General features: G+C 68.7%; 19 protein-coding genes, 1 tRNA gene and 1 pseudogene. 11 read left to right on the top strand and 10 right to left on the bottom strand.

Translation table 11 applies throughout. The features are described from left to right. Positions 1-54 precede the first annotated feature (54 nt). The gene (locus H7H34_RS19815) at positions 55-1,065 is read right to left on the bottom strand and encodes a methyltransferase (protein ID WP_120270129.1); all 1,011 of its coding nucleotides are present in this window, start codon (positions 1,063-1,065) and stop codon (positions 55-57) included. Between the two features lie 214 nt (positions 1,066-1,279). Beyond that, complete coding sequence (locus H7H34_RS19810; RefSeq protein WP_185926199.1) at positions 1,280-2,515, bottom strand: urate hydroxylase PuuD; 1,236 nt, start codon at positions 2,513-2,515, stop codon at positions 1,280-1,282. 207 nt (positions 2,516-2,722) lie between these two features. Here H7H34_RS19810 and H7H34_RS19805 point away from each other — a divergent pair, with 207 nt between their 5' ends. The 4 genes and pseudogenes from H7H34_RS19805 (at position 2,723) to H7H34_RS19790 (ending at position 6,351) form a co-directional block, all read left to right on the top strand. Continuing rightward, the gene (locus tag H7H34_RS19805) at positions 2,723-3,643 is read left to right on the top strand and encodes a LysR family transcriptional regulator (RefSeq protein ID WP_185926198.1); all 921 of its coding nucleotides are present in this window, start codon (positions 2,723-2,725) and stop codon (positions 3,641-3,643) included. Positions 3,644-4,073: 430 nt separating this feature from the next. Next, positions 4,074-4,574 (top strand): annotated as a pseudogene (uraD, locus tag H7H34_RS19800) (2-oxo-4-hydroxy-4-carboxy-5-ureidoimidazoline decarboxylase); the annotation flags it as partial. A 99-nt stretch (positions 4,575-4,673) separates the two neighbouring features. After that, entirely contained in the window at positions 4,674-5,687 is a 1,014-nt protein-coding gene (alc, locus tag H7H34_RS19795; protein WP_185926196.1) for an allantoicase, read from the top strand. A 418-nt stretch (positions 5,688-6,105) separates the two neighbouring features. Then, positions 6,106-6,351, top strand: coding sequence for a hypothetical protein (locus H7H34_RS19790; protein WP_185926195.1), 246 nt, complete (start codon positions 6,106-6,108; stop codon positions 6,349-6,351). A gap of 196 nt (positions 6,352-6,547) precedes the next feature. On the opposite strand, the gene asnB is transcribed toward H7H34_RS19790, so the two are convergent. From asnB to H7H34_RS19775, 3 genes are read right to left on the bottom strand one after another with little or no spacing between them, the layout of a single operon-like run. Continuing rightward, positions 6,548-8,503, bottom strand: a complete 1,956-nt coding sequence (asnB, locus tag H7H34_RS19785; RefSeq protein WP_185926194.1) for an asparagine synthase (glutamine-hydrolyzing) — start codon at positions 8,501-8,503, stop codon at positions 6,548-6,550. 57 nt (positions 8,504-8,560) lie between these two features. Continuing rightward, positions 8,561-9,316 (bottom strand): glutamine amidotransferase, encoded by a 756-nt coding sequence (locus H7H34_RS19780; protein WP_120270134.1) that lies wholly within the window; start codon positions 9,314-9,316, stop codon positions 8,561-8,563. Positions 9,317-9,365: 49 nt separating this feature from the next. Then, complete coding sequence (locus H7H34_RS19775; protein WP_120270236.1) at positions 9,366-9,854, bottom strand: tellurite resistance TerB family protein; 489 nt, start codon at positions 9,852-9,854, stop codon at positions 9,366-9,368. Between the two features lie 172 nt (positions 9,855-10,026). On the opposite strand from H7H34_RS19775, the gene H7H34_RS19770 reads away from it, so the two are divergent. Further along, on the top strand, positions 10,027-13,080 hold the full coding sequence (locus H7H34_RS19770) for an AsmA family protein (RefSeq protein ID WP_185926193.1): 3,054 nt from the start codon (positions 10,027-10,029) through the stop codon (positions 13,078-13,080). A 51-nt stretch (positions 13,081-13,131) separates the two neighbouring features. Here the strand turns inward: H7H34_RS19770 and H7H34_RS19765 are convergent, their stop codons facing one another. Beyond that, entirely contained in the window at positions 13,132-14,703 is a 1,572-nt protein-coding gene (locus H7H34_RS19765) for a CYTH and CHAD domain-containing protein (protein WP_185926192.1), read from the bottom strand. A gap of 191 nt (positions 14,704-14,894) precedes the next feature. Between H7H34_RS19765 and H7H34_RS19760 the strand changes: the two genes are divergently transcribed. Both H7H34_RS19760 and H7H34_RS19755 read left to right on the top strand, forming a co-directional pair. Next, positions 14,895-15,434, top strand: coding sequence for a hypothetical protein (locus H7H34_RS19760; protein WP_185926191.1), 540 nt, complete (start codon positions 14,895-14,897; stop codon positions 15,432-15,434). A gap of 142 nt (positions 15,435-15,576) precedes the next feature. After that, positions 15,577-16,632 (top strand): cytochrome-c peroxidase, encoded by a 1,056-nt coding sequence (locus tag H7H34_RS19755; RefSeq protein WP_185926190.1) that lies wholly within the window; start codon positions 15,577-15,579, stop codon positions 16,630-16,632. A 42-nt stretch (positions 16,633-16,674) separates the two neighbouring features. Here the strand turns inward: H7H34_RS19755 and H7H34_RS19750 are convergent, their stop codons facing one another. Both H7H34_RS19750 and H7H34_RS19745 read right to left on the bottom strand, forming a co-directional pair. Next, on the bottom strand, positions 16,675-17,382 hold the full coding sequence (locus H7H34_RS19750; RefSeq protein ID WP_185926189.1) for a class II aldolase/adducin family protein: 708 nt from the start codon (positions 17,380-17,382) through the stop codon (positions 16,675-16,677). 88 nt (positions 17,383-17,470) lie between these two features. After that, positions 17,471-17,557 (bottom strand) — tRNA-Leu (locus tag H7H34_RS19745). Positions 17,558-17,696: 139 nt separating this feature from the next. On the opposite strand from H7H34_RS19745, the gene H7H34_RS19740 reads away from it, so the two are divergent. From H7H34_RS19740 to H7H34_RS19725, 4 genes are read left to right on the top strand one after another with little or no spacing between them, the layout of a single operon-like run. Further along, positions 17,697-18,275, top strand: coding sequence for a YqaA family protein (locus tag H7H34_RS19740; protein WP_120270140.1), 579 nt, complete (start codon positions 17,697-17,699; stop codon positions 18,273-18,275). Positions 18,276-18,291: 16 nt separating this feature from the next. Further along, a complete protein-coding gene (locus H7H34_RS19735; RefSeq protein WP_120270141.1) occupies positions 18,292-18,816 on the top strand; it encodes a disulfide bond formation protein B in 525 nt (174 codons plus the stop codon). Further along, positions 18,813-19,064 carry a hypothetical protein gene (locus tag H7H34_RS19730; protein WP_120270237.1) on the top strand — a complete coding sequence of 84 codons (252 nt, stop codon included), beginning with the start codon at positions 18,813-18,815 and terminating at the stop codon, positions 19,062-19,064. The genes H7H34_RS19735 and H7H34_RS19730 overlap by 4 nt, the downstream gene beginning before the upstream one ends. A 20-nt stretch (positions 19,065-19,084) precedes the next feature. Then, positions 19,085-19,522: a metallopeptidase family protein gene (locus tag H7H34_RS19725; RefSeq protein WP_185926188.1), complete on the top strand. Its 438-nt coding sequence runs from the start codon at positions 19,085-19,087 to the stop codon at positions 19,520-19,522. A gap of 51 nt (positions 19,523-19,573) precedes the next feature. Here H7H34_RS19725 and H7H34_RS19720 read toward each other — a convergent pair whose 3' ends face one another. Further along, entirely contained in the window at positions 19,574-20,758 is a 1,185-nt protein-coding gene (locus tag H7H34_RS19720; protein WP_185926187.1) for an NAD(P)/FAD-dependent oxidoreductase, read from the bottom strand. 218 nt (positions 20,759-20,976) lie between these two features. Next, positions 20,977-22,938 (bottom strand): methyl-accepting chemotaxis protein, encoded by a 1,962-nt coding sequence (locus H7H34_RS23790; protein ID WP_185926186.1) that lies wholly within the window; start codon positions 22,936-22,938, stop codon positions 20,977-20,979. Between the last annotated feature and the right edge of the window lie 206 nt (positions 22,939-23,144).

Raw genomic sequence — 23,144 nt, 5'->3', positions numbered from 1 at the left:
CCTGTTGCAGGCTTGCATCGCCCTTGGGGTGGCGTCGGAGCTGAGCGGGTCAGGTCAGGGGCGCCGCCCCAGTGCCAGCTTGGTCATGCCGGGGATGAGCGGCTCGACCGAGACATCGGTGAAGCCGGCGGCGGCAAGGCGCTTGGCCAGCCAGTCGTCGGCGATCGAGCGGGCTTCGGGCGTGAAGGCGGTGTGCTGCAACTGCCACAGGGCGGTGTTGCGCGGGCCCTTGCGGTCGGCATCGACGACGAAGTCGTGGATCATCAGCTGGCCGCCCGGCGCCAGATGCGCGAAGGCACGGGCGAACAGATCCTCATGAGCATGATCCGGCACGCCGGACAGGAGATAGGACATCAGCACCGCGTCCTGTCCCGTCGGCCAGTCGGCGTCCAGTGCGTTTCCGCGCCGATAGGTGATGCGCTCTGAAAGGCCCGCGCGGGCGACGAAGCCTTCGCCGATATCCGCGACATTGGGAAACTCGACGAGCGTTGCGGACAATTGCGGGAAGGCCTTGCACAAGGTGATGGCAAAGGCGCCGGTGCCTCCGCCGATATCGAGCAGGCTGCGCGCCGCCGAAAGGTCGACCCGCTTGGCAAGGCCGCGCGCCGGGCCGAGCGAGCCGGCATGCTGGCTCTCGGAATAAAGGCGGGCTTCCTCCGGGTCGGAGAACCAGTCGTCATAGGAGGCGGTTGCCTCCTCCGGCAGTTCGCCGGCCAGTGCGGGCTCGATCTGGTCCATCAACGGGTACATCTGCTGGCCGACCTGAAGGCGCAGGTAGTCGCCGAAGTCGTAGCGGGCGCCCTTGACCAGGAACCGCTCGGCGGCGGGGGAATTGGCGTAGCGCCCGTCCCGGATCTCGGTCAGTCCGAGCGAGGTGAGGGCGGTCATCAGGGTGCGGCAGCGTTCCCGCGGCAGGCCGATCCTGGGGGCGAGATCGTCGGCGGAGGCCGGGCCTTCGTCCAGCTCGGTGAAGACCCCGAAGTGGAGCGCGGCGAACAGCGCCTTCGATCCCATGTAGCCGAAGGCGATATCCGAGATTTCCTCGGCCTCTGTCAGAACCGTCATCGTGCTGTCGTCCCTCCCGTCAGGTTCGGGACCCGCGCATCGCGATATTCCGTATGAAAAATACGTCGGCGCGCCGAAGAACGTCGATGACGTTTCGGCCAGAGCGGATCCCTGTTGATGATGGGATCTTCTTAATACGAAACGGGCCGGCAATCCACCGGGCGGGGACAGATTGCTCGTCTTTCGGGCAAGTGCACAGCCGGCAGGCGGCCGGTCAGCGGGTGGCGCTGCGATACCAGGCGGCGAGAACGGCGCGCTCGTCCGGCTCGATATAGGTCACGTTGGCCGGCGGCATGGCGTGGGTAATGCCGGCCTGCAGGTAGATCTCGCGGGCGTGCTCGGCGATTTCCGCGTCGCTTTCCAGCCGCACGCCCTTGGGTGCCGCCGCCATTCCCTCCCACAGCGGCTCGGCCGCATGGCACATCGAGCAGCGCGTCAGCACCGTGTCGCGGGCCGCCTCGAAATGCTCGTCATTGACGAAGCGGGCGATCTGCGGCGGCAGCCGGCGATAGCTCTGCGCGGTTTCACTGGCTTCGTCGCCGGGACGCAGGGTCGACAGCCAGACGACGGCGAGGAAGAGAGCGGCGGTGACGAACCAGGTCCACCACGGCGCATCCTTGCGGGCGTGGGTGCTGTTGAAGAAGTGTCGGATCGTGACGCCCATCAGGAAAACCAGCGAGGCGATCGCCCAATTGTACTGCGTGGCGAAGGCCAGGGGATAATGATTGGACAGCATCAAAAAGACGACGGGGAGAGTGAGGTAATTGTTGTGCAGCGAGCGCTGCTTGGCCTGGGCCCCGAGCGCCGGGTCCGGCGTCTTCCCGGCCAGAAGCGCGGCGACCACCTTCTTCTGGTTGGGGATGATGATCATGAAGACGTTGGCCGACATGATGGTCGCGGTGAAGGCGCCCAGATGCAGGAAGGCGGCGCGGCCCGTGAAGACCTGGGTGTAGCCCCAGGCCATGGCGACCAGCACCACGTAGAGCAGGAGCATCAGCCCGGTGGTGCTGCGCCCCAGCGGCGAGCGGCACAGGAGGTCGTAGACGATCCAGCCGAAGGCGATGGAGGCGATGGACAGCGCAATGGCGCCGAGCCGCGACAGCTCCATGACGGACGGGTCGATCATGTAGAGATCGGCGCCGGCATAGTAGACGACGCACATCAGCGCGAAGCCCGAAAGCCAGGTGGCGTAGCTCTCCCACTTGAACCAGGTCAGGTGCTCGGGAAGGGTGGCGGGTGCCACCAGATACTTGCGGATATGGTAGAAGCCGCCGCCATGGACCTGCCATTCCTCGCCATGGGCGCCAGCGGGCAGGTCGGGCGCCTTGCGCAAGCCCAGATCGAGGGCGATGAAGTAGAAGGACGAGCCGATCCAGGCGATGGCCGTCACCACATGCAGCCAGCGCAAGGCGAAGGCCAGCCAGTCCCAGGCGATAGCCACTTCCATCACTCTCTCCCTCCTTGGGGCACTCAAGGTGCGGCGGACACCCGACGGGTCCGCGCCCGCCCGGCGCAAAGTCCAATCACGAAACGTGCCAACCGTCCGCGGGCCGCGCTGCCGGATTTCGCGCGAGATTGACAGATCCGTCATTTGCAAAAAAGTCGCGAGGCGCTTCGATCACTATCAAGAATTTCTTGAAAATGATAAGAGCCGTCCATGTCCTACGTGAACAATCTCCGGGTTTTCGTGCGGGCTGTCGACCTCGGTTCGATGTCGGCGGCGGCGCGCGACCAGCGTGTCTCGCCGGCGGTGGTCTCCAGCCGCATCGGCGAGCTGGAAAAGCACCTGGGCGTGCGCCTGTTCAACCGCACGACGCGCAAGCTGACGCCAACCGAGCACGGGTCGATCTTCTACAAGGGCGCGGTGAAGATCCTCGACGCCATCGAGGAGGCGGAGGCGGCGGTGGCCGATGTCGCCCGCCATCCGCGCGGTTCGATCTTCGTGGCCGCGCCGCTCGGCCTCGGGCGGCGGCTGGTGGCGCCGCTGATCCCGGCGTTCAAGGCGGAATATCCGGATATCGACGTGCGGCTGCGCCTGTCCGACCGCAAGGTCGACGTGCTGGGCGAGGGGCTGGATATCGCCTTCGTGCTGGGCCAGCCGGCCGATTCGGCCCTGAAGATGCGCCCCGTCGTCGACTGCGCCAGGGTGTTGTGCGCGGCGCCCGAATATCTGGCCGCCCACGGCACGCCGGAGAGCGGCGAGGAGCTGGTGCGCGGCCGCCATCACTGCCTGTTGCTGCGCTTTCCCGGAACCAGCGAGTTCAACTGGACGCTGAAGGGCCCGGACGGGCCGGTGCGCCACGAGGTGTCGGGGCCGTTCGAATCGGACGACGGCGACGTGCTGACCGACTGGGCGCTTTCCGGCTGCGGCATCGTCAACAAGCCGCTGTTCGAGGTGGCGCATCACCTGCGGGCCGGGCGGCTGGTCGAGGTCTGCCGGGCGACGCCGCCGCTGCCGGTGCAACTCGCCTGCCTTTACCCGCACAAGCGCTACCAGGACCCGAAGATCCGCCTGTTCATCGACTTCGTGACCGCGCGCTGCAAGGCGGCGGTCGATGCCGCCCTTGCCGGGGACTGAGGGGGGATTGGCGGCACGGCGCGAGGGGAGCGGTGCGGGCACAAATTCGCTGCGCGGGCCGCTGTTCTGCCGGGTAGGGGGTAAAAGCGGGCCGGATCTATCCCCGTTCGCCCCGAAAAGAACCGGAATCCGGTTGAAAGTCGTGCGGAGATCGGCGGAATTTGCGCGAGTTTGCGACGGATTTTGCGAGATTTCGAGAAAGCTGCGCAAAATCCGTCGCAAATCCCGATCACCTTCGCGCAAACGGGGACAAGTGCGGGGCGCTTCTGGGAGCGTTTTGCGCAGGTCCGCAAGCCCCGTCGCGGCGGACATCTCTTTCAAGAAAAATTTGAAAGAGAGGGTCATTGTTTTGCATTACCAATAGACGAACCCATCCGGAGATCCATCCGTGACCGCAAGCGAGCATTCCGATCCGTCTTCCGGCCAGCGTCCCTCACGCCTGGACCGCGCTGCCTTTCTTGCCCGGTTCGGCGGGGTCTTCGAACATTCGCCCTGGATCGCCGAGCGGGCGCTTGCGAAGGGGCTGGCCTCCGACGCCGACACGGCCGAGGGGCTGCATGCCCGGCTGGTTGCGGAGTTCCGCGCGGCGAGCGAGGACGAGCGGCTCGCCGTCCTGCGGGCGCATCCCGATCTTGCCGGCAAGCTGGCGGCGGCCAGGCGCCTGACGGCGGAGTCCGCCGGCGAGCAGGCCTCCGCCGGGCTCGACGCGCTGACCGACACGGAGCGCGCCCGCTTCACCGCTCTCAACGAGACCTATACCTCCCGCTTCGGCTTTCCCTTCATCCTGGCGGTGAAGGGCCGCAGCAAGGCCGAGATCCTGGAGAATTTCGAGGGCCGCATCGCCAACGACCGGCGGGTCGAGTTTTCGACCGCCTGCGCCCAGGTGGAGCGGATTGCCCTTTTGCGCCTGAAGGACCTTGTTGCCGGCTGAGCCGGGTTTTCCGGTCGCTCTTTCCGGCGCGCTGTTTGTGCGCCCTTGTCTGCCTTTTCGGCGCGCCGCCTGCGCGCCTTAGCCTGAAGGACCCCTGTCATGACGTCTCATCAGCCGGACAGCCGTCCGGACTTCGCCCGCAAGGACATCAACCTCGCCTCCGCCGGCCTTGGGGCCGCGGCGGTGTCGGTCACCGACGACTTCTTCGCCGAGGTCTCGCGGATGCTCGCGGACGATGCGGCGGTGTTCTATCCCGACCGCTACGACGACAACGGCAAGTGGATGGACGGCTGGGAATCGCGCCGCCGCCGGGGGCCGGGCCACGACATCGCGGTGGTGCGCCTGGCCGTGCGCGGCCGCATCACCGGCTTCGACGTCGACACCTCGCATTTCACCGGCAACTACCCGCCGGCCTGCCGCATCGAGGCAGCTAGCTGCGCCGGCGATCCGGACGCTGCGACCCAGTGGACCGAGCTGCTGCCGATGTCGCCGCTGGGGCCGAGCGCCCATCACTATTTCGCCTGTGGCGATGCCGGCGTGTGGACCCATGTGCGGCTGCACATCCATCCCGATGGCGGCGTTGCGCGCCTTCGCGTCTATGGCCGCCCGGAGCTCGACCGGCAGGCGGCGGGATCGGCGGAGCTGGACCTTGCCTCGGCGCTGAACGGGGCGCGCATCGTCGCCTTCTCCGACGCGCATTACGGCGCCTATCACCGCATGCTGGCGCCGGGGCGCGGGCTCAACATGGGCGATGGGTGGGAGACCCGCCGGCGCCGCGAGCCGGGGCACGACTGGATCATCGTCGAGCTGGGCGCGCGCGGTATCATCGAGTGGGCCAGCGTCGACACGGCCTTCTACAAGGGCAATTTCCCGGAAAGCTGCTCGATGCAGGCGGCCGATCTTGCCGGCATGACCGGCGATCTCGACCGGGCCATCGTCACCTCCTCGATGTTCTGGGAGGAACTGGTCGGCCGTACGAAACTCTCCGCCGACGCGATCCACGACATCGGCAAGGAGGCGGTGAAGCCGCTCGGGCCGGTCACCCATGTGCGCCTCAACATCCATCCCGACGGCGGCGTCAGCCGGCTGCGGCTGTTCGGCCGCCTCGCCTGAGGGGGGCGCCGCTGAGGCTAGTGCGAATGCCTCTCCTCGCGTCTTCCCGGACGAGGCCGGAGGCCGAAGATCCGGGACCGGAGAGCCCCGGCGGTCGGGGTGCGCTCTGTCGCTGGTGCTGCTCACCCCCCTCTGTCGGCTGCGCCGACATCTCCCCCTCATCTCTTTCTCGGGGGGACACCGGAGTGCGCGGCTCGGCCAGCGTGTCGTAGTTGCCGCTCTGGAAACGAATGGGCCCCGGGTCGCGCTTGCGCTTGCCCGGGGTGACGGTTGAGGGTGAGGGTAAGACGGCGGCTCCCTCTCGGGTGTCATCCCGGACGAGGCCGAAGGCCGAGATCCGGGAACCATTGGTGCCCTCAGTGGGTGAGAGGCAGACTGCCCCGGTTGTCCGCCATTCCGGGTGGGCGAGGGTTCTTGAATGCTCCATGCTTTCGTCTTTGCAGTAAAAGTGATCGTGGCGTTTCTTCCGATAATCATCTTCGAAATCACAGGCTATAGAAGATGGAAGAAGCGCTATGGTAAAGGGAGTTATATTCACTACTATTATCGATTTGGTGGAGTGCGGCACGGAACGGAAGATTTTCCGATCGTGTTCATCTTGAAGTCGATGTTCAGCATCGTATGGCTGATGGCTTTTGCAGCCTACTTTATCGAGGGCGACTGACGCTGAGGGGGGCGTGCCCTCGCTGCCGCTCTGGGAATGAATGGGCCCCGGGTCGCGCTTCGCTTGCCCGGGATGACGAACCGAAAGGGCGGTGCGGGGGCAGGCGAGGGGCATTCGCGGCGGCGCCGGGCCCCACACGAGCCGTTCGGGACGACAGCGGAGTGCGTGTTTCCCGCCGGCGTGTTGTCGTGCTTTCTCAGCGCGTGTGGCGCGAGAGGGTGAGCTGCACCACGAACATCGCCCAGACCATGTTGGCGCGGCGGCGGTCGCCGGCCAGGAAATCGTCCCAAAACAGGCGCACAAGCTCCTCGTCCAGCAGGCCGAGGCGGGCGATCTGCGCGGATGAGAACATGTCCTCGGCGAGCGGGCGCAGCGGGCCCTTGAGCCAGTCGGCGCAGGGAATGCCGAAGCCGCGCTTGGGCCGGTCCCACAGGGAGGCGGGGACGTAGCGGTCGAGCACCTGCTTCACCACGCCCTTGCGCTGGCCGCCCATCAGCCGCACCCGGTCGGGCAGGGCGAGGGCAAAGCGCACCACGGCCGGATCGAGGAAGGGCACGCGGGTTTCCAGCGCATGTGCCATGGCGGCGCGGTCGACCTTCACCAGGATGTCGTCGGGCAGGTAGTGGACGAGGTCGAGCAGGCTCGCCTGTTCCAGCACGCTCCAGCCGGTTTCCTTCGCCACCGTGTCGGCAAGCGGATGGGTCTCGCGCGCGCTGCCCGGCACCAGCCGGTGGGCGGTGTCCATCAGCGTGAACTTGCGCTCATAGGCGGCGACCGCCGAGCGGGCGGTGAGGCTGGCGAGCTTCTCCTCCAGCCGCAGGCGCAGGCCGGCCGGGCTCTTGCGCCCGATCCGCGACAGGCCGAGCCGCTCGGCCGGGGCGACGATGCCGGCAAGCTGGGCCGAGACATAGGCGCGGCGGGCGGCGCGGCCGATGCGCGCGGACAAGGTGCCCTGCCATTGCCGGTCGATGGAATGATACCGTCCGTAGCCGGCAAACAATTCGTCGGCAGCATCGCCCGACAGGCTGACGGTGACGCGCGTGCGGGCGAAGCGGGCGACCATGTAGGTCGGCAGCTGCGACTGGTCGGTGAAGGGCTCGTCGTAGACGTCCGGCATCTCGTCGACGAGATCGCGCGCCTCCTCGCCGGAGAGGAAGATCTCGTTGTGGCGGGTGCCGAGGTGACCCGCGACGGCGCGGGCGAACTCCGCCTCGTTGGTCGCCTTGTCGTGGAAGCCGAGGGAGAAGGTCTCGATCGGCACGGCGCTCAGCGACTGCATCATCGCGGCAATGGTGGAGGAATCGATGCCGCCCGACAGGAAGGCGCCGAGCGGCACATCGGAGATCATCTGCCGGGCGACGGAGCCGCGCAGCAACTCGTCGAGCTGGTCGACGGCCTCCTGGTCGCTGCCCGCAAAGCGGTTGCGGCGAGCGATGCGGGCCTCTTCCAGCGTGTCCCACCAGGGGGTGACGCGCCAGGTCTCGGGGGTGAGCGCGCCCTCGTCGATCTCGACGATGGTGCCCGGTGCGATCTTCACCGCCTGTGTGAAGGCGGTGCGCGGGGCGGGGATGTAGCCGTGGCGCAGGCACAGGGCGATCGCCTGGCGGTCGATCTCGCCGGTCCATGCGGGGTGGGTGCGCAGCGCCTTGATCTCGGAGGCGAAGGCGATCTCGCCGCCGAACAGGCCGACATGCAGCGGCTTTTCGCCGAAACGGTCGCGGGCGAGCGACAGCACCCGGCGCTCCCGGTCCCACAGGGCGATGGCGAACATGCCGGCGGTGCGCGTCAGGGTCTCGGCCATCCCCCAGGCGCGGATGCCGGCGAGCAGCACCTCGGTGTCGGAGTGGCCGCGCCATTCGGGCGCAAGGCCGGCCTCCTCCAGCTCACGGCGCAACTCGAGATAATTGTAGATCTCGCCATTGTAGGAGATGACGTAGCGCCCGCAGGGCGAGTGCATCGGCTGCACGCCGGCGGGGCTGAGGTCGATGATCGCAAGGCGGCGATGGACGAGTCCGATGCCGGCCTCGACGTCGCGCCAGATGTCGCCGGCGTCGGGACCGCGATGGCGGATCGCCTCGCCCATGGCGGCAAGCGCAGCCGGCTCGAGGGCGGGCGAGCCGAGAGGGGCATAGATGCCGGCAATTCCGCACATCGGAAGGCGCTCCAGCGAGAAACGCGAAAGGGTCGCGAGAAGGGGACGGCTTGCGCGCTACTCGGCTGCCACCGCAGCGGCGGAGGCGGCAAGGTCGGCGCGGCCGATCCAGCGGTCGAGGAACGCGTCGAGCCAGGCCTTCACCGCCGGGTCGAAGGCGAAGCGTCCGGCGAAATGATCGCGCCGGTCGCGGGCGCCGGGCAGCTCCATGCGCGGGGCGCCGCGCGTCGTCCAGCGGACCATCATCTGGTAGGTCAGCTCGGGATGGAACTGGATGCCGTAGGCGCAGGGGCCGACGCGGATCGCCTGGTTGGGATAGGTCTCGCCGGTGGCCAGCAGCTCGGCGCCGCGCGGCAGGTCGAAGCCCTCGCGGTGCCACTGATAGACCTTGCCGGGCCATTTCGGCATCAGCTCGCGGCCGACATCGGTCGGCGCAAGGTCGTAATAGCCGATCTCGACCAGGCCGTCGTCATGGCCGTAGACGCGCGCGCCGAGATTGCGCGCCAGCATCTGCGCGCCGAGGCAGATGCCGAGGAACGGCTTTTCCTCGCGCAGCGGCACGTCGAGCCAGTCGGTCTCGCGGGCGATGAAGGCATCGGTGTCGTTGGCGCTCATCGGCCCGCCGAACACGACCACGCCGGCATGGTGTTCCAGCGTTTCGGGCAGCAACTCGCCGAAGCGCGGCCGGCGGATGTCGAGGGCAAAGCCCCGGCGCACCAGTTCCTGCCCGACGCGGCCGGGCGTCGAGGTTTCCTGATGCAGGACGATGAGAACCTTGGGCCTGTCGGCGAGCTCTTTTGGATCCAGGATCATGGCACCAGATTATATTGCAAGGCGATACGACGTCGAGAGGCTGCTGCGGTCAGGCATCGTCCGCGGGATCGGCGGGGCCGGTCGACGCCTCGCCGGCGACCTTGCGGCGCAGGGCCAGCCGGTCGCGCGAGGAAATGCCGAGCAGCTCGGCGACGCGCCAGATCGTGTTGTCCTCGAATTCGTGGACGGTGCCGTCCGCATAGACGAGCTCCCACATCATCTCGATGACCTTGAGCCGCTCTTCCAGCTCCAGGCTGCGCTTGAGCACCGAGGTGAAGCCGTAGAGGTCGACCGCCTCGTTGTCGCGGCGCGTCGCCTCGCGGATCAGGTCCTCGGTCATCTCGGGCGTCAGCTTGTAATTGGCCCGCAGGACCTCGGTCAGCGCCGCCCGTTCCACGTCGTCGACCACGCCGTCGACGGAAATGATGTGCACGAGCAAGGCCGCCGCCGCGAGGCGGTGGTCGTCCTCGGCGAAGGTCAGTTCGCCGCTCTCGCCCGTGACCGCGGTGCGCAAGAACCGCTTCAACGCTGAAAACATATCCCCTCCGGTGCCGTCCGCAACCGCGGCAGCATCCGCAATCCGGGCGCGCTTGTCTATGCTGCTGTGCGGAAAGAACATGTGGCCGGGTATCGCAAAGACCCGTCCCGCGCCATCCTGTCGACAAGCTTTGGCGTAGACTGGCGCTGATTCGTCCTTCTGGAGACACGGTTTGAAACGCGCACTCGCGGGCCTTGCCAGCCTGCTCTTCCTCCTCATGGCGGCTGCCTTCGTGGTGCCGCTGCTCCTGCCGAAGGACGCGATCCGCGCCGAGCTGATCAGTCAGATCGAGGAGCGGACCGGCTGGCGGCTGCGCCTGGACGGGCCGGTCGGGCTGTCGCTGCTGCCCGGATTCCGGATGAGCGCGGAAAATGTCGGCGTCTCGGCCGGCGAGGCGGGCGAGATCCTGCGCGCCGAGACCGTGGATTTCGGCCTTGCCTGGAGCGGGCTGTTCGGCGGCGACATCCGCCTGACGCATCTGCGGCTCGACGCGCCGGTGGTCAGCGTGGAAATCGACGAGAACGGCCGGCCGAACTGGACCGCCGGCCTGTCGACAGGCGCGGCCGTGGCAACCAACGACAGCACGGATACGGCGGCAGCAGGCTTCCCGGCCGACCGCTGGAGCGCGGCGACGCAGGCGATCGCCGACAGCAACGGCGAGGCGCCCGTCCAGCCCGCGGCCGGCGCGACCGACCAGGCGCGGGTGCCGGCGGATACGCCTGACGGCGCGGCGACGGCGGCAAGCGTTGCTGCCGACGGCATGGCGCTGGCACGCATCGGCGTCGACCGGCTGGAAATCACCAATGGCCGCCTGATCTATTCCGACCGCCGCGACGGCACGCGCCACGAGGCGGACAATGTCAATTTGGTTCTCAGCCTGCCCTCGCTCTCCGGCGCGCTGGCGCTGGATGGCGGGCTCGGATATCGCGGCATCGCGGTGACGCTGGCCGGCACGGTGGAGGCGCCGATGCGCCTTGCCGGCGGCGGCAGCTCGGCGGTCGACCTGACGCTGGGCGGCGCCGGGGCGAGTGCCAAGATCTCCGGCGAACTGGCGCCGCAGCAGGCGAGCCGTCTGCGCATCGCCGTGGAAGGCGAGGAACTGGGCGCGACGCTGGCGGCGCTGGGCAGCAGCCTGCCGCGCGAGCCGGGCCCCTTCCGGGTGACGGGCGATGTGACGGCAGGCGAGCGCGCGGTGGAAATCCACGGCCTGGAAGCGCAGCTGGCCGGAGCGAGCCTGCGCTCCAGCGCCACGGTGGCGCTGGCGGGCGAGCCGCAGGTCACGGGCCAGCTGGAGCTGGCCGATGCGCGGCTGGAAACGCTGCTGTCGCTGGCCGGCCGCAGCGAGGAGGCGCAGGGAACGCTGGGCGGCTCGCTGCGCTTTTCGGCACGCGGCGCGGATGCGGCGACCCTGATGGGATCGCTCGACGCCTCGGGCCGCCTGTCGCTGGCCGGCGGCGGGATTTCCGGCCTGCCGGTGCCTTCGCCCATCGGCGACGACGCGTCGGCGCGGCGGATTGAGGATCTGGCGGTCGCCATCGACTTTGCGGGGCTGGATGCCCCCGTCTCGGTGAGCGGCGGATTGAAATGGCGCGGCGATTCCTTCCGCATCGAGGGTTCGGCGACGCCGGCGCTGGCGATGGCCGGCATGCCGACGCCCTTGCGGCTGAGGGTTGCCGGCTCGCGGGTCGAGGTCGGCTATGACGGCAGCGTGTCGCCGGCCGGCGCGGTCGACGGTGCCGTCGTGCTGGAAACGCAGAACCTGCGGGCGCTGGCGAGCTGGCTCGGCGTGCCGCTGGCCGAGGGCGGCGGGCTCGGACCCTTCTCCTTCTCCGGCCGGCTGGCGGCGGGCGAGGACGCGGTGCGCTTCACCGGGGCGGAAATCCGCCTCGACGACACGACCGGACGCGGCGAGGGCGAGCTGCGCCTCGGTGCAAGGCCCAAGGTGACGGCGCGGCTGGAGCTCGACCGGCTGGGCCTCGACCCTTACGTGGTGGAGACCGACCGGGCCAATGACGGACGCAGCGAGGCGCGCGTGCCGGGGGCGGAACGCGGCTCGTGGAGCCGGGTGCCGATCGATCTCACGGGCCTGCGCGCCGTCGATGCGCAGCTGTCGCTGTCGGCCAAGCAGATCGTGCGCGACAAGCTGGAGATCGGGCCGAGCCGGCTGGAGCTGACGCTGGAAGGCGGGCGGCTGTCGGCGGAACTGGCCGAAATGTCGCTCTATGGCGGTCAGGGCAACGGCCTCCTGGTGCTCGACGGCTCGCAGCAGGTGCCCGAACTTGCCGGCCGTTTCTCGCTCACCGATCTCAGTGCCCGGCCGTTCCTGGCGGCGGTCGCCGGCTTCGAGTGGATCGAGGGCCGGGTGACGACGGCGCTGGACGTCAAGGCGCATGGCGTGAGCCAGTACGAACTGATCTCCGGTCTCGACGGCACGGCCCGCTTCGACTTCGCCGACGGCGCGATCCGCGGCCTCAACATTCCGCGCATGGTACGCGGGCTGACAGTCGACACGCTGCTGGGCTGGGCCTCGAACGAGGCGCAGAAGACGGACTTTTCGGCGCTGGGCGCCAGCTTCACCATCACGCGCGGCATCGCCGCGACCGAGGATCTGGCCCTGATCGGCCCGCTGGTGCGCATGAGCGGCACCGGCCGGATCGACATGCCGGAACGGATGCTCGACTGGCGGCTGGAGCCCCGGGTGGTGGCGAGCCTGGAGGGCAGCGCGCCGGTGCCGCTGGCCAAGGGCGAGGCGCGCGAGCTGGAAGGGCTCGGCGTGCCGGTGATCGTGCGCGGGTCCTGGGACCGGCCGCAGATCTATCCGGACATCAAGGGCATCCTGGAGAACCCGCAGGCGGCGCTGAAGCAGCTGGAAAATCTCGGCGGCGGACTGTTCAAGTCGCTGCAGCAGGCGCGCAACCCGCAGGAGACGCTGACGGGCGTCGCCAACGAGGCGATCAACCGGGCGACCGGCGGCAACACCAATATCGACGTGCAGAAGGTGCTCGACGGCGAGGTCGACGACAAGGAAGTGCTTGAGGCGGTGGAGCAGGGCTTCGGCCTGCCGTCCGGCTTCCTCGGCTCGTTCGGCATCGGCCGCCGCCAGCAGCAGGATGCAGCTCCCCAGCAGGAGCAGCAGCAGGAAGAGCAGCTGCCGCTGGACGAGGCCCCGCAGGACGGCGAGACCCCTCAGGGGGAGACGCCGCAGCAGGGCGCGCCGATCCAGTAAATCCCGGTTTCTCGCGGCGCCTGGCGCCGCGGGCAATCCGTTCGGGCGGGATCAGCCGCGCCAGAAGCGGCGGGCGCGTTTCGTCTCGTCCCACAGGGTGCGGGCGTTTTCGAAGGCATGGGCGGCGCGCGCCTCGTGCCAGCCGAGCACGAAGCCGGCGGCAAGGGTGGTCTCGACCGGCGGCTTGGCGTCGACGGCGGCGATCATGCCGGCGAGCTTGCCGGCCATCACCACATCATTGAGATAGCCGAAGACGTCCTGCAGCGCCTTGAGGCGGGCCAGGAACGGCTTGGCCTTGCGCGCGGAAAAGGCCGAGCGGAAGAACTCCACCGCATAGCGCAGCTTCTTCAGCTCCTTGCGCAGGTCGTGGCGCTCCTCAAGCGTCAGTTCGTCCATGCGCACGGCCAGCCGGGCGGCGGATTTCCAACGTTTTTCCAGCGCCTCGACCGCGAAGGCGCCGACGGTCGTGGCCGCCGCCGAGGGTCCGTCGCCGTCGTTGCGCCAGCCGGTGCCATAGGCGAGCGCGCCCAGGCGGAACAGCAGCTCGTTGACGGCGGGGCCCGAAAGCTGCTCGCGCAGCGCGCGGCGCGCGGCAAGGCGCGCGGTCTCGACGTTGCGGGCAAGCCCGTCGTCGTCGAGCAGGGCCGTGTCCGGCCCGAGCCGGGCGACCGCCATCGCCGGCTCGACGATCTCCTCCACCAGCACATCGAGGTCGCGCAGTTCGCCGGCGGCCAGCGCAAGATCGCGGGCTGCTGCATCCAGATCCCTGCGCGTGTCGGGATCGAGCAGCGGGTGGTGCACCTTCAGTGCGCTGCGCAGCCGGCGCAGGCCGACCCGCAGCTGGTGCGGGCCTTCGGGATCGTCGCTGTCGAGCACGGCATCGCGGTTGCCGGCGATCTGGTCCATGCAGGAGAGAAGAATGGCGCGAAAGGCCGGGCCCATGGCCATGTCGGCTGCAAGGCTGGCCTCGGTGGCATTGACCGGGCCGGCCTCGTGCCTCTCGTCGGCGGCGAGCGCGTAGCCGCGGCCGGCCTTGCTGAGGCGCGAGAAGCGGGCGTTGGCAAGGGCGGGAAGACGGCCGGCCAGCACGAAGAGGGCGGCGGGGTCGCCGGACTTCAGCTCGAGCTCGGCCTCGAACAGCGGCTGCCGCCGCTCGCCGGCGACGATCTCGCCGGCATCGAGCGCCATCTCGATGGTGCTGCCGTCGCTTTCGCGGGTGAAGATGCGGATGGTGCGGCGCATCGCGGTTTCGAAGATCGGCTCCAGCGGCTGGCCGTCGATCAGCTGCCACAGACCTTCGCGCATCAATGGCTCGAGGATCAGGGTGAGGTCCGGCGCGGGGCCGGCAACCTCCACCTCCGCCTCGCGCGGGCGCGACATGCCGCCTGTGACGCCGGTACCGGCCTTGACCGTCTGCACCCATTTGCGCCCGATGCGGCGAACCCGCAGCGACCATTTCGCCTTGCGCAGGGCCCGGTCCGGCGTGTCGAAATAGATCGAGCGCAACGCGCGCGTCACGGCGGGCTCCACAGCGAAGCCGTCCGGCGCCGGTGCCCCTTTCAGCTTCTGCTGGCCGGCTTTCGCCAGCTCGAGCTTCAGCTCGACTTCCCGTTTCGCGCCCATCGTCTTGCCCGCTGCAGTGTTCCGGCGGCTGCCAGTGTGCGACAGCCCTAGCCGGTTTCCCGGGATCTGTCCAGAAAGGCGCGCTGAGTGCGTCTTGGTTTGCCGGCTCAGTCCTTCATGCAAGCTTGAGGCGAGCCGGGTTCTGGTGTCTGGTTGGGGGGCAGGACCGGCTGGCCCGAAAGGAGACGGCGATGGCGGTGCTCGAGTTCGAGAAGACGCGCTGGTTTCGCATCACGGCGGTGGCGACGGCAGTGGTGCTGGCGGCAATCGCGACGGCGCTGGTCATCGACAACCAGCGCCGGCAGGCGGCCTTGACCCATCTGCGGGTCGCCGGCGGCGGCTTCCTGTTCTATTACCGGCTCGGCGAGGTCCGCGCCGGCATCACGGTCATCTTGCAGAAGCCGACGCCCTCGCAATCGCGGCTGGTGGCGCGGTTCGAGAACCCGGCGGGCGGTGCACCGGTGGAGGTGGAGACGCGCCTGCGCCATGGCGAGCAGCGCTACGGGCTGGAGACGCCGCCGCTGACCGGCGTCGTCAAGGGCAGGCCCTATGCGGTCGAACTGCGGCTCTACGATTATGGCGGGCGCGAGCCGATGGAAGTGCAGCACACGACCATCACCAGCGAGCTGGACCAGGACGTCTCGCCGACCGGGCCGCTGACGGTGGGGCCGGGCTATCACCGCCCGGTTCAGGGGCCGCCGGAGGGCCTGTCGGGGGACGCGCCCCGCTGATCGTGGCTTTCCGTAAGGGGATGTACGAAGTGTCGCAGTTTCCGCTTGATTCATGTCAAACGGGAGCCCGGCGACCGTGGCCTAGGGTTGTGGTGGCGCAGGACGGGTGCCGCCAGCTAACCGACCACGAGAAAGGCCAGCCATGTCCCGCTACACTTCCGTCCTGTTGGCATGTTCCACCGCCCTTGCCGCCCTGAGCGGGCCGGCCATGGCGAACGAGCTGCGCGATGCCGCGCTCGAGATGTTCAAGCCTTTGCCCTCGACCGTGCCGGCGGTGAGGGACAATCCGATCACGCCGGAAAAGATCGTCCTGGGAAAGGCGCTGTTCTTCGATCCGCGCCTGTCGGCATCGGGCGTCTTCTCCTGCAATTCCTGCCACAACCTGGCGACCGGCGGCGACGACAACCTGGAGACCTCCATCGGCCACGGCTGGCAGAAGGGGCCGCGCAATGCCCCGACCGTGCTGAACGCGGTGTTCAACGAGGCCCAGTTCTGGGACGGCCGTGCCGAAGACCTGAAGGAGCAGGCGAAGGGGCCCGTGCAGGCGGGCGTCGAGATGGCCAACACGCCCGAGCAGGTGGTGGCGACGCTGGTCTCGATGCCGGACTATGTGGCGTGGTTCAAGAACGCCTTCCCGGATGAGGGGGAGCCGGTCACCTTCGACAACATGGCCAAGGCGATCGAGGCCTTCGAGGCGACGCTGATCACCCCCGCGCCGTTCGACGCCTTCCTCAACGGCGACGACGCGGCGCTGACCGAGGTGCAGCAGGCGGGCCTGCAGCTGTTCATGGACAAGGGCTGTGCGGCTTGCCACAACGGCGTCAATGTCGGCGGCACCGGCTACTACCCCTTCGGCGTGGTGCAGAACCCGGGTGCCGAGGTGCTGCCCGAGGGCGACAAGGGCCGCTTCCAGGTGACCAAGACCGCGGACGATTCCTACGTCTTCCGTGCCGGGCCGCTGCGCAACATCGCGCTGACCGCGCCGTATTTCCATTCCGGCAAGGTGTGGGACCTGAAGGAGGCGGTCGAGATCATGGGATCCTCGCAGCTCGGCGAGGAACTCAACGAGGAGGAGGCGGTGGCGATCACCGCGTTCCTGGAATCGCTGACGGGCCGGATGCCCGAGATCACCTATCCGGTGCTGCCTGCGGAAACCGCAAGGACGCCGCGCCCCTCGGGCGAGGTGATCACCAAGTAAGCAAGACCGAGGCACTGACCGGGCGGTCGGGCGGGGGCGGGTTCAGCTCTCCGCCCGGCGGCGCGGGGCCTCGACGGCGGGCACCTCGCCTTCGGCCAGCTCGCCCGTCTGGCGGCCGTAGCTGGCGAAGCGGGCGATGACCTCGTCCATCTCCGTGTCGGTGAGGATCACCGGGTCGCCGGCCGTGAGGGCGATGGCATATTGCCGGCACAGGGTCTCGATCTCGCCGGCAAGCCACAGCGCCTTGGCGAGGCCGGGGCCGAAGCAGATCATCCCGTGATTGGCGAGAAGGCAGGCGCTGCGCCCCTCCAGCGCGGTCAGCATGGCGTCCGACAGCTCGCGCGTGCCGAAGGTGGCATAGTCGGCGGTGCGCAGGGTGCGTCCGCCCGCGACCGCGATCATGTAATGGAAGGGTGGGATCTCGCGGCGCAGGCACGACATGGCCGTGGCATGGGGCGAGTGGGTGTGCACGACGGCGCCGGCCTCCGGGCGGGTGGCGTAGATGTCGAAATGCATCCGCCACTCGGACGAAGGCAGCCAGTCGCCCGAATAGCTTTCGTCCATGTGGACCTGGACCACCTGCTCGGGCCGCATCGCCTCGTAGGGGATGCCGGACGGGGTGATCAGGAACCCCTCGCCATGGCGCAGGCTGACATTGCCGGAGGTGCCCTGGTTGAGGCCCGAGGCGTTCATCGTCAGGCAGGCGTCGATGACGGCGCGGCGGGCGGCAATATCCTCGGGGGAAAGCATGGCATCCTCCTCGTCCGTGTCGCCACAGCACGACAGTGCCGAAAAAGGGCTTCGCAAACGGGGCCCGCAAGGGCGCGAGACAGGAAAATGGTGCCCCCGGTCCGACTCGAACGGACACTCCGGTTAGGGAAACGGATTTTGAATCCGTCGCGTCTACCAATTCCGCCACGGGGGCCCGCGGGAAACGGCGCGATCATAGCCGCAGCGCTTGGCCCGTCAATTGAAACATGACGCCTGTCCCGTGCCGGATTGCGGTCACCGCGCCGCAGCGGAAGTCGGATGACAAGGGCCGCGCTTCCGGCTAATGAGGCGGCATGTTGCGCCGCCTCTACGATTGGACAATGTCGCTCGCCTCGGGCCGCCATGCACCGGTGGCACTGGGAGCCGTGTCCTTTGCCGAAAGCTCGTTCTTTCCGATCCCGCCGGACATCCTGCTGATCCCGATGGTGATCGCGCAGCGGGCGAAGGCGTTCGCCTATGCGACCCTTTGCACGGTGACCTCGGTGCTGGGCGGGGCGGCGGGATACGCCATCGGCGCCTTCCTGTTCCTGCAGGTGGCCGAGCCGATCCTCGCCTTCTACGGCTATCTCGACAAGTTCGAGACCTTTCGCGGCAATTTCAACGACTACGGCGCCTGGATCGTCTTCATCGCCGGCGTGACGCCCTTTCCCTACAAGGTCATCACCATCGCCAGCGGCGCGACGGGGCTGAGCCTGCCGGTGTTCATGGTGGCGAGCGTCCTGGCGCGGGGCCTGCGCTTTTTCGCGGTCGCGGGCCTGCTCTACCTGTTCGGTCCGCCGATCCGCACCTTCATCGAGAAGCGCCTTGGCCTGATGTTCACGATCTTCGTGATTGGCCTTGTCGGCGGCTTCGCGCTAATCCGCTTCCTGTGAAACCGAGGCGGCGACCATGAGCGACCCCGCAAGAACGTCCCGGCAGCTGGTGATGCTGCTGATCGCCGGAGGCCTGGCCTCGATCCTGACGGCCTGGGGCTTTCAGCTGATCGGCGGCTATGTGCCCTGCAAGCTGTGTCTCGAACAGCGCATTCCCTACTATGTCGGCCTGCCTCTCGCCCTCCTGGCGCTGCTTGTCATGCTGCGCGGAACGCCCGCGCAGGGGCGGCTGGTGGTGACCGTGCTGCTGCTCGCGGTTGCGGCGGTCTTTGCCTGGGGCGCGGGCATCGGGGCCTATCAGGCCGGCGCCGAGTGGGGCTTCTGGGCCGGGCCTGCGGATTGCGGCGGCGGCGGGGGAATGCCCGATTCGGCCGCCAACATGTTGAACGCGCTGCGCTCCACCCGCGTGGTGAGCTGCACCGAGGCGAGCTGGCGGATGTTCGGCCTGTCGTTTGCGGGCTGGAATGCGGTGATCTCGGCCGGTGTTGCCGTGCTGGCGCTTGCCGGTGCCTGGGCGTGGCGGCGCGGGAGCGCGGCGTGAGCGGCAAGGATCCGCGCGAGGAAGAGCGGCGCCGCGAGGCGCAATCGGTGCTCGACCGGGCCGAACGCGAAAGCGAGACCGTGCTGCGCACCACCTTCGAGGGCGCGCACAAACGCTCTGGTCCGCCTGCCGACGAAGACGATCCCATCGAGCAACTCGGCCGCAAGATCGGCCGCAGCGCCGGCGCGGTCTTCGCGCTGGGCCTTGTGGTCTATCTGATCTGGACCTACCTGATCTCCCCGGCATAACGACAAGGGAGAGGCGGAAGATGGGGTCACGCGCGGCCGGTGGGGAACGCAGCAGCTGGACGGGCGCGGTGGCGCCGGATCTTGCCGAATTCGAGCGGATCGCCGTTGCGGCCTTCGACGAACTCCCTGCTGAATTCCGCAAGCTGTGCGGCGACATCGAGATCCGCGTGGCGGATTTCGCCGACGACGATGCGCTCGATTCGGTCGGCGTGGAGGACCCGTTCGAGCTGATGGGCCTGTTCGAGGGGATCGGACTGGCGCAGGGCGGGGCGGAGGCCTTCAGCGGCCGCATGCCGAACCGCGTCTGGCTCTACCGCCGTGCCATCCTCGATTACTGGTGCGCCTATGACGAGCCGCTGGGCGGCGTCATCGCGCATGTGCTGATCCACGAGATCGGCCACCATTTCGGCCTGTCGGACGACGACATGGAGAGCATCGAGGCGGCGGCCGACGACTGAGCCGCCGGCCCTATCTACGGCCTCGATATCCGTTTCAGACACCCATCCGGTTCAGGCCGGCGGCAGGAGCCCGTCCTCGAACGCCTTGCCGATCGCCCGGCGTGCCATCATGTGCGAGCGCGGGTGGTTGATGCTGTCGACGGCAAGCAGGCGCCCGCCGCCGAGATAGGCGACGTAGAAGGAGCCGGAGGCCGGATCGCCGAAGGTGCGGGCCTCGTCGTGGTCCTGCGACAGGCCGGCGATCTGCAGCTTGACCGCATACTGATCGGACCAGAACCACGGCACCGGGTCGTAATGCACCTCGTTGCCGAGGATCGAAGCGGCGACGGCCTTGGCCTGGTCGATGGCGTTCTGCACGCTTTCCAGCCGGATCGAGCGGCCGTAGAGCGCGGAATGGAAGCGGGTGCAGTCGCCGGCCGCATGGACAAGCGGATCGGAGGTGAGCGCGCTATCGTCGACCAGGATGCCGTCGCCGGTGGCAAGGCCGCAGGCGGCTGCCAGCTCATCGTTGGGCACCGCGCCGACGGCGACCAGCGCGATGTCGCAGGGAACCTCGCCGCCGCCGGCCAGCTGCACGCCCGTGACGCGGTCGCTTCCCGAAAAGCCGGTGATGCCGGTGTCGAGCATCAGCCGCACACCCTTGTCCGCATGCAGCTCCTGGAACCAGGCGGAGACGGCGGGCGAGACCACCCGCTTCATCACCCGGTCCTGTGCCTCGATGACGGTGACCTCGTGGCCCATGGTCCGGGCGACGGCGGCGACCTCCAGCCCGATATAGCCGCCGCCGACGATGGCAACGCGGCCCGGCGTGCGCAGCAGGGGGCGCATCGCCTCGACATCGGAAATCTTGCGCAGGGTCACCACGCCCGGCAGCTCGGCGCCGGCGATCGGCAGGGCGCGCGGCCGGGTGCCGGTGGCAATGATCAGCCGCTCATAGGGAAGCTGCTCACCGCCGGCGAGCAGCACGGCGCGGGACTCGCGGTCGATGGCCTCGACCACCTTGCCGAAATGGCAATCGATGGCGTTCTGTTCGTAGAAGCCGAGCGGGCGCAGGTGCAGCGCCTCGTCGTCGATCTCGCCGGAAAGATGCTTCTTGGACAGGGGCGGGCGCTGGTAGGGCGGATGCGGCTCCTCGCCGACAAGGGCGATGCGGCCGCCGAAGCCGCCTGTGCGCAGCGACTGAACGGCCTGGGCGCCGGCCTGGCCCGCTCCGACGATGACGATGCTGTCCTGCATGGGAATTCCTTCGGCAAACTGGCGTGCGGCTGGCCGACGGCGGGGCTTTTCGACGAGACCGGCTGGGAGCCGGCGGCCCTTGCGCGTGGCTGGCGGGAGGCGAGGGCGGCTTTCGCACCGCCCCTGCCGTCGTGAGATCTGCACGCGTTATGTGGCGAGATTGCCGGCAGTGGCAATAGGGGGAATGCCCGTAAGGCGAGAGGCGGGGCGGCGCACCGTCAGGCGGCGCGCACGCCCTCCAGGAAGCAGGCGATCTCCTTGCGCAGCAGGCGGGCCTGCTCGCCGAGCGTGCCGGAGAGCTCGCCGACCATGGTGCCGGTGCCGCGGGCACGGTCGGTGGCGCCGGAAACCCGGTCCATCGCCTCGGCACCGGTGCCGGAGCGCTCCGAGGCGCGGGCGACATTCTCGGTGATCTCGCGCAGGGCGATGCTCTGCTGGCCGACGGCGGCGGCGACCGAGCCGGCGATCTCGTTCATCTGGACGATGATCTGCTCGACATCGCCGATGGCCATGACCGCGCTGGCGGAGGCCTGCTGGATCGCCTCGACCTGCTGGGCAATGTCCTGGGTCGCCTTTGCGGTCTGGCTGGCAAGCTCCTTGACCTCGGCGGCGACGACGGCAAAGCCGCGTCCGTGCTCGCCGGCGCGGGCGGCCTCGATGGTGGCGTTGAGCGCCAGAAGGTTGGTCTGTTCGGCGATGTCGCGGATGAGGCCCATGACCTCGCCGATCCGGTCGGCGGTGCGCGACAGCGCGCTCATGCTGGCGCCGGTGTCGCGGGCGCTGGTGACGGCCTTTTCGGCGACCTGGGTCGAGCGGTTGGCCTGGTCGGCGATCTCGGCAATGGAGACGTTGAGCTCCTCGGAGGCGGAGGCCGCCGAGGTGACGCTTTCGGCGGCGACCCGCACCGCATTGCCGGCGGTGCCCGCTTCCTCGGCCGCGTGTCCGGCCGCCTGGTCCAGGGCACCGGAGGCGCCGGCCAGTTCCTCGGCAGCACCGTCGAGGCGCGAGAGGGCATCGCCCACGGTCGACTCGAACCCGGCGATCAGCTGGTCGAGATGGCGCATGCGGCTGTCGCGGGCGGCGTTTTCAGCTTCCTGAGTTGCCGCAAGTTCCTCGCGCTCCAGCGCGTTGTCGCGGAAGACGGCGACGCTGGCGGCCATCGCATCGAGCTCGGTGCGGCCGCGCGCTTCCGGCAGGTCGATATCGGTCTCGCCGGCGGCGAGCCGGTCCATGGCGAGGCGCAGCACGGCCAGCGGCCTGGAAATCGACGCACCGATGAGGAGGCCGGCCAGAAGCAGGACGGCAACCGTGACGGCCATGATCGCCAGCATGGTCATGGCGGCGATGGCCCGGTTGTCGGCGAGGGTGCCTGCCGCCTCGGCCTGGCCGCTTTTGGCCGCGGCCTGAAGCTGGGCGAGATAGGGCGGCAGCACGTCGAAGAAGGCCTCGAGCTTCTCCACATGGGCGGTGCGTTCGCCGCCGGCGCGGGTGAAGGTGTCGAAGGCCTCGCGATAGGAGGTGAGGAAGCCGGTGAGTTCGGCGCTTGTCGCCTCCTCAAGCTTGGCCCGGGAGAGCGCGCGCTCGAGCCGCGCGGCGGCGACCTCGAAACTGCCGAGGTTCACGTCGCTGCGGTCGAGGAGATAGGCCTTTTCGCTGCGCTGCAGGTCGACGCCGGCAAAGGCCAGGCGCTCGGTCTCGGGACCGCGCTTGAAACGGGCAAGCTTCTGGACGCTGCCGACGAGCGCATCGCCGTTGGCGGCGAGCGCCCCGCGCGCCCCGCCTTCGGTATCGGCAAGGCCGAGGCGCTGCTGGGTGGCGTGGAGGTCCTGGAACGTCGCCTCGATGTCGGAAAGGGCGCGGTCGACCTGGTCGATCTCGGCGCCGTAGGGCGCGGCGACGTCAAGGGTGCGGACCGTGCCGAGCTGGCTGCGTGCCACGGCGATCTGCGAGGTAAAGGCCTGGTAGGCGGCGGCGGAGGGGGCGGCGAGATAGGTTTTCTCGGCGATCCGCAGGGTCCCGGCCGTGGAAGAGAGATCGGCGACCGTGCCGGCAAGGTCGGAAAAGCCCTCGGATCGTGCGAAGGCGCTTTCGACGCTGGCCTGACTCCACCAGAAGACGCTGCCGATGGCGGCAAGGCCTGTCATGGTGACGGCGATCAGAAGAAAAATCCTGGTGCGCACGGATAGTCGGCCGACTAAGGTCGATACCGACGCGAAACCTCGAAAATGCAGCACGGGCATACCTCGACTGGTCAGTCCCTTCCTTGTGCAAAAGTCCACCAGCGAAGTTAATATTCCCCTGACCTGGCCTATGTTGCCTTCCCCTTAGTCAAGGGAACCTTACCCCGGTCGTCGCGGCAGGGGCCGTACAGGCCTGGCGCGAGGCG

The organism is Stappia sp. 28M-7 (assembly GCF_014252955.1).
Lineage (GTDB): Bacteria > Pseudomonadota > Alphaproteobacteria > Rhizobiales > Stappiaceae > Stappia.
The sequence above is the reverse complement of the archived record's forward strand: the minus strand, read 5'-3'. Positions and strand labels throughout refer to the sequence as shown.

What these genes read in the sequence shown, in the direction of transcription:
- asnB (WP_185926194.1), bottom strand. Translation starts at nt 8,503, where the DNA reads ATGTGCGGAATTGCCGGCATCTATGCCCCTCTCGGCTCGCCCGCCCTC.
- H7H34_RS19735 (WP_120270141.1), top strand. Translation starts at nt 18,292, where the DNA reads ATGAGCGACCCCGCAAGAACGTCCCGGCAGCTGGTGATGCTGCTGATC.
- H7H34_RS19755 (WP_185926190.1), top strand. Translation starts at nt 15,577, where the DNA reads ATGTCCCGCTACACTTCCGTCCTGTTGGCATGTTCCACCGCCCTTGCC.
- H7H34_RS19740 (WP_120270140.1), top strand. Translation starts at nt 17,697, where the DNA reads ATGTTGCGCCGCCTCTACGATTGGACAATGTCGCTCGCCTCGGGCCGC.
- H7H34_RS19805 (WP_185926198.1), top strand. Translation starts at nt 2,723, where the DNA reads ATGTCCTACGTGAACAATCTCCGGGTTTTCGTGCGGGCTGTCGACCTC.
- alc (WP_185926196.1), top strand. Translation starts at nt 4,674, where the DNA reads ATGACGTCTCATCAGCCGGACAGCCGTCCGGACTTCGCCCGCAAGGAC.
- H7H34_RS19760 (WP_185926191.1), top strand. Translation starts at nt 14,895, where the DNA reads ATGGCGGTGCTCGAGTTCGAGAAGACGCGCTGGTTTCGCATCACGGCG.
- H7H34_RS19815 (WP_120270129.1), bottom strand. Translation starts at nt 1,065, where the DNA reads ATGACGGTTCTGACAGAGGCCGAGGAAATCTCGGATATCGCCTTCGGC.
- H7H34_RS19765 (WP_185926192.1), bottom strand. Translation starts at nt 14,703, where the DNA reads ATGGGCGCGAAACGGGAAGTCGAGCTGAAGCTCGAGCTGGCGAAAGCC.
- H7H34_RS19775 (WP_120270236.1), bottom strand. Translation starts at nt 9,854, where the DNA reads ATGTTTTCAGCGTTGAAGCGGTTCTTGCGCACCGCGGTCACGGGCGAG.
- H7H34_RS19725 (WP_185926188.1), top strand. Translation starts at nt 19,085, where the DNA reads ATGGGGTCACGCGCGGCCGGTGGGGAACGCAGCAGCTGGACGGGCGCG.
- H7H34_RS19720 (WP_185926187.1), bottom strand. Translation starts at nt 20,758, where the DNA reads ATGCAGGACAGCATCGTCATCGTCGGAGCGGGCCAGGCCGGCGCCCAG.
- H7H34_RS19780 (WP_120270134.1), bottom strand. Translation starts at nt 9,316, where the DNA reads ATGATCCTGGATCCAAAAGAGCTCGCCGACAGGCCCAAGGTTCTCATC.
- H7H34_RS19790 (WP_185926195.1), top strand. Translation starts at nt 6,106, where the DNA reads ATGCTCCATGCTTTCGTCTTTGCAGTAAAAGTGATCGTGGCGTTTCTT.
- H7H34_RS19750 (WP_185926189.1), bottom strand. Translation starts at nt 17,382, where the DNA reads ATGCTTTCCCCCGAGGATATTGCCGCCCGCCGCGCCGTCATCGACGCC.